This window comes from Sphingomonas sp. 2SG (genome assembly GCF_005503285.1).
GTDB lineage: Bacteria > Pseudomonadota > Alphaproteobacteria > Sphingomonadales > Sphingomonadaceae > Sphingomonas > Sphingomonas taxi.
Window position 1 is genome coordinate 23,212 of the sequence record NZ_SCMZ01000049.1, and the last position, 6,772, is coordinate 29,983.

The 6,772-nt window shown below is 69.7% G+C and carries 6 protein-coding genes and 1 tRNA gene; 1 reads left to right on the plus strand and 6 read right to left on the minus strand.

All coding sequences use genetic code 11. From position 1 onward, the window contains the following. Positions 1–4: 4 nt before the first annotated feature. From FFS23_RS16425 to dapB, 6 genes are all read right to left on the minus strand, one after another. Positions 5–1,084: an ATP-binding protein gene (locus FFS23_RS16425; RefSeq protein ID WP_137899451.1), complete on the minus strand. Its 1,080-nt coding sequence runs from the start codon at positions 1,082–1,084 to the stop codon at positions 5–7. Beyond that, entirely contained in the window at positions 1,081–2,487 is a 1,407-nt protein-coding gene (locus FFS23_RS16430; RefSeq protein WP_137899452.1) for a DUF5691 domain-containing protein, read from the minus strand. Before FFS23_RS16430 ends, FFS23_RS16425 begins: the two co-directional genes overlap by 4 nt. Continuing rightward, on the minus strand, positions 2,480–3,856 hold the full coding sequence (locus tag FFS23_RS16435) for an SWIM zinc finger family protein (protein WP_137899453.1): 1,377 nt from the start codon (positions 3,854–3,856) through the stop codon (positions 2,480–2,482). The genes FFS23_RS16430 and FFS23_RS16435 overlap by 8 nt, the downstream gene beginning before the upstream one ends. 203 nt (positions 3,857–4,059) lie before the next feature. Continuing rightward, positions 4,060–4,136, minus strand: a tRNA-Arg gene (locus FFS23_RS16440). A 45-nt stretch (positions 4,137–4,181) separates the two neighbouring features. Beyond that, positions 4,182–4,838, minus strand: a complete 657-nt coding sequence (gene nth / locus FFS23_RS16445) for an endonuclease III (protein ID WP_137899454.1) — start codon at positions 4,836–4,838, stop codon at positions 4,182–4,184. Further along, entirely contained in the window at positions 4,835–5,563 is a 729-nt protein-coding gene (gene dapB / locus FFS23_RS16450) for a 4-hydroxy-tetrahydrodipicolinate reductase (protein ID WP_137899455.1), read from the minus strand. The genes nth and dapB overlap by 4 nt, the downstream gene beginning before the upstream one ends. A gap of 201 nt (positions 5,564–5,764) precedes the next feature. Between dapB and FFS23_RS16455 the strand changes: the two genes are divergently transcribed. Beyond that, positions 5,765–6,469: an NAD-dependent deacylase gene (locus FFS23_RS16455; RefSeq protein WP_137899456.1), complete on the plus strand. Its 705-nt coding sequence runs from the start codon at positions 5,765–5,767 to the stop codon at positions 6,467–6,469. Positions 6,470–6,772 lie beyond the last annotated feature (303 nt).

Genomic DNA, 6,772 nt, shown 5'->3' on the forward strand with positions numbered 1-6,772 from the left:
TGCGTCAGATCAGCTCGGACAGCGAGGCATAATAGTCTTCGAACCCCCGGCGTTTCTTGAGCACGGTCTCGAGATATTCGCCGAGCACCGCTTTGTCCTGCACGGGATCCTTCACCACCGCGCCGATCATGGTGGCGGCCAACGTCCCGGGCGTGAGCCGACCGTCGTTGAAGAAGGTCGCCTGGCTGATCCCGCCGACCATCACGCCGATCGCCTCGGCGGTGGACAACCCGCCCGAGGGCGACTTGAGCGCGACCTTGCCGTCCTCGGTCGACCCGGCTCGCAATTCGCGGAAGATCGCGACCACCCGCGCCACTTCCTCGGCGACATTCCTGGGCGCCGGCAGGTCGAGGCTCTGCGCCATCTCGCCGACCCGCTTGACGATGATCGCCACTTCCTCCTCGGCACTGTCGGGCAACGGCAACACCACCACGTTGAACCGCCGCTTGAGCGCCGAGCTGAGTTCGTTGACGCCCTTGTCGCGGTTGTTGGCCGTGGCGATGATGTTGAACCCGCGACGGGCATATACCGCGCTGTTCAGCTCCGGGATCGGCATCATCTTCTCGGAGAGCACGGTGATCAACGTGTCCTGCACGTCGGATCCCATGCGGGTCAATTCCTCCAGCCGGCAGAGCTTGCCCGCCTCCATGGCGCGCATCATCGGAGTGGCCACCAACGCCTCGCGACTTGGCCCGTGCGCGAGCAGCTGCGCATAATTCCAGCCGTAGCGGACCTGGTTTTCGTCGGTCCCGGCCGTGCACTGGATCACCATCGTCGAATCGCCCGCGACCGCGGCGGCGAGATGCTCGGACACCCAGGATTTGGCCGTGCCCGGCACCCCAAGCAGCAGCAGCGCACGATCGGTGGCGAGCGTCGCCACGGCCGTCTCGATCAGCCGCCGGTCACCGACGTATTTGGGTGTGACCGGTGTGCCGTCGGCGGCGGTACCGCCCATCAGATAGGTGACCACCACCTTCGGCGAGAGCGCCCAGCCGGTCGGGCGCCGATCGGCATCACCGGCGGCCAGCGCGGCGAGTTCACCGGCATAGATCGCCTCGGCGGGCAGGCGCAGCATCTCGCTCATTCGGTTGGTCTCCTGTCTTCGAGCGCGGCATTGAGCCGCAGCATGTCGAGCCGCGGATCGGAGGCGATCAGCCCCGTCGCCGCCAGTCGTTCGAGCGCCTGCGCCGCCGCTGCGCGCGAGGCGAGCAGGCCCAATGCCTGGAGTTCGATCGCCTGATCGGCGTGCGCGGCATCGTCCGATCCGAAGGCGGCGAGCAGCGCCTCGCCCGCGGGAGTGGCGATCGCCTCGTCGATCCCGCCAGCGCCGCCCGCGACGATCAGTGCCATCGCAAAGCCGGCCCCCTTCGCGCGAAGCAGATAGATCGCGATCTGCCGACATTGCGCCGCGGTCAAGCGCGGCAGAAGCTGCATCAAAATGGTCAGATCGATCGCGGCTGCCGCCGTCAGCGCCGCCATGATCGCGGCGATGATCGCATCGGTCGCCGAGCGTGCCGCCATGGCCGCGCACAGCAAATCCACGTGCACGTCGCTCCCCCACGGCCAAGCCCCGGCGAGATCGGTCGGGGACAGGCCGAGCGCCCGCGCGAAGGCATCGAAGGACACCGTCTGAAAAAGCGCCGCGCGGCGATCCCGTTGCGCCGCGATTTTCAAGGCCCGCGGTACGATCGCGCGGGTACGGCGCAACAGGCCCCACGTTTGAAGGGAGAAAAACTCTGCTATTTCGGTCGCATCCGCATCGGCGGCATCGCCATGACCCAGCCGCGCCAGCAGCGCGGCCGCCACTGCCTTCACGCGCGGCGCACGGTCGCCGGTCAGGCGTTCGAGCAATGGTCGGTCGGCGTCGGACAGACCCGTCGCCATCGCCTCGACGAACCGTAGGCGATGGCCGGGAGCCTCGCCGCCGATCTTCTCCGCGAGCAGCCCGGCCGCGCGGGCGGGATCCTGCCGGCGCAACGCAGCGAAAGCGGCATGACGCATGGCCGGACCGAAGCTGTCCCAGCTCCCGGCATCAAGAACCTCCGGCCTGTCCGATCGCGGTTGCGAGGCGTCGGCCCAATCCTGCCATGGCGCATAGACCTCGGGCACGTCCTCGCCCGGTCCGGGCATCCAATCGCCCGGATGAAGCGTCCAGCCCCGACCGTCGAGAAAGACGAGCAGGTGGCGGCGCAACGACGGCTCGCGCAGCGCCTGGAGCAGGCGCCGCACACGTGGCCGCAACGGCTCCGGAAGCGGCGGCCGGGCAAGGGACGGGATGTCGCCGCGTGGCCGCACCTCGCCCGCGGGCTCGGCGACCGTCAGCGCTCCGAGCAATTGCCCTGACAACGCCAGCAGCCGCAATTCGGCTTCTCCGATGTCATCCCCCAGCGCATCGCGCCAGGCGGCGGGGGCGGCCGGTATCGCGCCGCCACCGATGGTCCAGCGCGTCAGCACCGGGCCGAGTGCGTCGAGCAGGGTTTCAGCCATGGCCGATACGCCCCCAAGGCGTCCGCGCCGCGAGCATCTCCAGCCGGCTGCCCGACCAGAGGGCCGCGCTGCGCGTCAGCTCGGTGCCGGCGATCAACCCTTCCGCACCGCCCGCCAGCGGCAGCCGCGCGGTGCCTTCGCGCGGTAGCCACCATGACGTGCCGGCACGATCGTAGCCGATCCGTCCCGGCGGAAGCAGGATCGGTCGCTCCGCGGCCCATGGCTCGGCGAGCAGCGGCGCGGCCAATGCTGCCTGCAGCGGCATATCCGCCGGCGGCCAGTCGAGCGGCGGACCATCGACCAGCGCCGCCTCGCGCTGGATCAGCATGGCGCGCAGCGGGACGCGCGCGGGAAAGAACAGCAGTTCGCCGACGAACTGTTCGCCCGGGGTGAACACCGTCGCGCGCCGTCCGGCGCTGGCCGGAAAGAAATCGAGCAGCATCGCAAAACGGGGACCTTCGGTCAGGTTGAGCAGCCACGTCGCCTGCGAGATCAGCCCGTCGCGGCGGGTACGGACCCGCTCCGCAAGCACGTCCCAGGCGGCGGTGACCCGCAGCACGGCCGGATCGGCGAGCAGGGTCTCGCGGCTCTCGGCCGACGCGACGGCGCGCCGCAGCTCCGGGTCGCGGGGATCGGCGCGAAAGGCCCGTGCGAGCAGCACCAGCCGCGCCAGTTCCACCACCGCGCCGCGCACCCGGTCGCCGGCCGGCAGCGCGAGCAATCGAGCGGGCAAGTCGTCCACATGGCCTGCCAATGCGGCTGCCTTGCCGTCGACCAGTCGCGCGCCGATGCGGCGACAGCGCACCGTCACGTCGTCGACGAAACCGGCAAGGCCGAGGCGAAGCTGGTCGCTCACCCATTGCTCGAGCGCGTCCAACGCGTCGCGGATCGCCCGCCCGGTCTCTTCCGCACGCCGAGCCCCGGCCGCCGCGCGTCGCGCCGCGGTCCTGGCGTCGGGAACCGCTTCGGGCTCGGCGATCCGGGCAGCGTGCAGGTTCTTGTCCGCCACCGGCATCGCGGGCCTTGGCGCCGCGGTCGAACGTCGACGCCCCAGCCATTCGGTCACCCACGCCGGCGTCTCGGCAGCGGGGAAGGCAAGAAGCGCTTCTGCATGCAGCCAGAACAATGCAAGAGCGTGTTTGCACGGGAATTTGCGCGAGGGGCAGGTGCATTTGCTCGCCAGGTCGCGCAGGTCGGCCATCACCCGATAGGGGTTGGCCCCGGACCCGGCACACTCGCCCCAGATCAGCGCCGCGTCGTGACTCGCGCCGATGCCGGACCATCGCGCGGGCTTCGCGAGACCCGCCGCAGCCTTGAGCGAGGCCAGGTCGGCGGCAAGCTGTTCCACCGTCCTCAAGTCGATCGCCACGCCGCCCTCGCCCCGTTTGGCTCCGGATCCATGATAGAGAGCGATCGTGACGGCTCAAACCGCATTCCTGACCGCGCGCGGCCCGGAGGGCGGCTGCGTCATGGATCGCAACAGGGCGAGGATGCATCGGCCCAACGATGGCCAACTGCGTTCGGGAGATCCCGACTCGCGAACCGAGCGGGGAAAACAACGCTGATCGGTGATGGTGCACCCGACTGGATTCGAACCAGTGGCCTCTGCCTTCGGAGGGCAGCGCTCTATCCAGCTGAGCTACGGGTGCCTGAAGACGGCGCCTAGCAAAGCCGCGGCGGCGGCGCCAGAGGCTTTATGCGGCAGCGAGCGCCTTGGGCGGCGGCGTCTTCGGCTTGAACGCGCACAGGTCGGCGACGATGCAGCGCCAGCATTCGGGCCGCCGCGCCTTGCAGACGTAGCGGCCGTGCAGGATCAGCCAGTGATGCGCGTGCAGCCGGAACGGCTGCGGCGTCGCCTTGTCCAGCTTCAGCTCGACCGCGAGCGGCGTCTTGCCGCGGGCGAGGCCGGTGCGGTTGCCGACGCGGAAGATATGCGTGTCGACCGCGAAGGTCTCGGCACCGAAGGCGACGTTCATCACCACATTGGCGGTCTTGCGGCCGACGCCGGGCAGGCGTTCCAGCGCGTTGCGATCGTTCGGCACCGCGCTGTCATGGTCGGCAACCAGCGCCTCCGACAGCGCGATGACGTTCTTCGCCTTGGTGTTGAACAGGCCGATCGTGCGGATGTGCCGCTTGAGTTCGTCGAGGCCGAGCGCGACCATCTGTTCGGGGGTCTTCACCTCGGCGAACAAGGCGCGCGTCGCCTTGTTGACGCCGGCGTCGGTCGCCTGCGCCGACAGCACCACCGCGACGAGCAATTGATAGGCATTGCCCGATTCGAGCTCGGTCTCGGGATGCGGGTTCGCCTCCGCCAGCCGGCGGTAGAATTCGAAGACGTCCGCCTTCTTCACAGGCCGAGCACGTCGCCCATACGGTAGCGGCCGGCGGGCCGGCCGGCGAGCCACAGCGCCGCGCGCACCGCACCCTTGGCGAAGATCGAACGATCCTGCGCGAGGTGCGACAGCTCGATCCGCTCGCCCTCGCTGGCGAACAGCACGGTATGATCGCCGATGATCGAGCCGCCGCGCAGGCTCGACAGGCCGATCGTCCCCTCGGTGCGCGCGCCGGTGAGGCCGGCGCGGCCATCGACGCGCAGTTCGGACAGCGTCGTCCCCCGCCCCGCCGCCGCCGCCTCGCCGAGCAGGATCGCCGTGCCCGAGGGCGCGTCGACCTTGTGACGATGATGGCTCTCGACGATCTCGATATCCCAGTCGGTGCCGAGCCGTGCCGCCGCGTCGCGGACCATTTGCGCCAGCAAGGTGACGCCGAGCGAGGTGTTGCCGGTCTGGAGCACCGCGATCTCGGTCGCGGCGGCGTCGATCGCGGCATGCTGCGCCTGGCTGAGCCCGGTGGTGCCGATGACCAGCGGCGTGCGCGCGGCGCGCGCCGCGGCAAGATGCGCTTCGATCGCCGAGGCGGTCGAGAAGTCGACCAGCACGTCCGACACGCGCGCGAGCACCGCCGGATCGCCGCCGGCATCGACGCCGCCGGCAAGCGTCGCGCCCGCCGCATCGATCTGCTCGGTGATCGCGCGGCCCATGCGGCCGCTGCTGCCATAGATGCCGATCGCGGTCATGCGCGGCTCCTAACTTCACGAAGGTCACGCATAGCGGAGGGGGCGAGGGTCATGCCGGCCTTTTGGCACAAGGCCGGGCTGTAGGACAGCTTATCGCGCAAGCTGTTGTTAACGCTACCTTTTACCGCACACCTGTCGGACATGACCGCCTCTGCTGCCGGGCGCGTTGCAGGATCGGGCGATGCGCCTATCTGGAACGGAATGAGCGACATCCGCAACATCGTCGTGCTGACCGGGGCGGGCGTGTCCGCCGAATCGGGGATCGCCACCTTCCGCGGGCCGGGCGGGCTGTGGGAGGGGCATCGCGTCGAGGATGTGTGCACGCCCGAAGCGCTCGCCGCCGATCCGGTGCTGGTGCATCGCTTCTACGATCTGCGGCGGGCGGCGCTCGCCGGGGTCGAGCCCAATGCCGCGCATCGTGCGCTCGCCGCGCTGGATGCGGCCTGGCCGGGCGATCTGCTGATCGTGACGCAGAATGTCGACGACCTGCACGAGCGCGCCGGGGCGCGGCGGTTGCTGCACATGCATGGCGAACTGATCTCGGCCTTGTGCGCGCATTGCGGCGTGCGGCGGGGGTGGCATGATGCGCTGCCGCCGGGAACACGGTGCGATGCGTGCGGGGCGGCGGCGCTGCGCCCCGACATCGTCTTCTTCGGCGAGATGCCCTATCAGATGGAGCGGATCGAGGCGGCGCTGGCGCGGGCCGATCTGTTCGTGTCGATCGGCACGTCGGGGGCGGTGTATCCGGCGGCGGGGTTCGTGCAGCTCGCCGACGCTTATGGTGCGGAGACGCTGGAGCTCAATCTGGAGCGGTCGGCGGGGAGCGGGTTCTTCGCCGAGACGCGGCTGGGGCCGGCGGGGGTGCTGGTGCCGGACTGGGTGCGGGAGGTTCTGGAGGTCGCGTAGGTCGTCCCCCGCACGGGCAGGGCTATCGGATGTGGCCGCTCGGGCGAGCCGGTCGTCTTCCAAGCTTATACCGTCACCCCGGACTTGTTCCGGGGTCCACGGTGCAGCGAGGAGAAAGGCGTGATTCGACACCGTTCCCCCGCGGCCCGGTGGACCCCGGAACGAGTCCGGGGTGACGAAATTGACGAGGAAACCGATCGAACCTCATCGCCACAACCATATGCGATAGTCCTCCCCCGCAAGGGGGAGGTGGCAGCGCGCAGCGCTGACGGAGGGGGAGGATAGGGCGGGAGTATTGTCACC

Bases quoted from the DNA above. Each gene is read 5' to 3' on its own strand.
- FFS23_RS16425 (WP_137899451.1), bottom strand. From the start codon at position 1,084: ATGAGCGAGATGCTGCGCCTGCCCGCCGAGGCGATCTATGCCGGTGAA.
- FFS23_RS16430 (WP_137899452.1), bottom strand. From the start codon at position 2,487: ATGGCTGAAACCCTGCTCGACGCACTCGGCCCGGTGCTGACGCGCTGG.
- dapB (WP_137899455.1), bottom strand. From the start codon at position 5,563: ATGACCGCGATCGGCATCTATGGCAGCAGCGGCCGCATGGGCCGCGCG.
- FFS23_RS16455 (WP_137899456.1), top strand. From the start codon at position 5,765: ATGAGCGACATCCGCAACATCGTCGTGCTGACCGGGGCGGGCGTGTCC.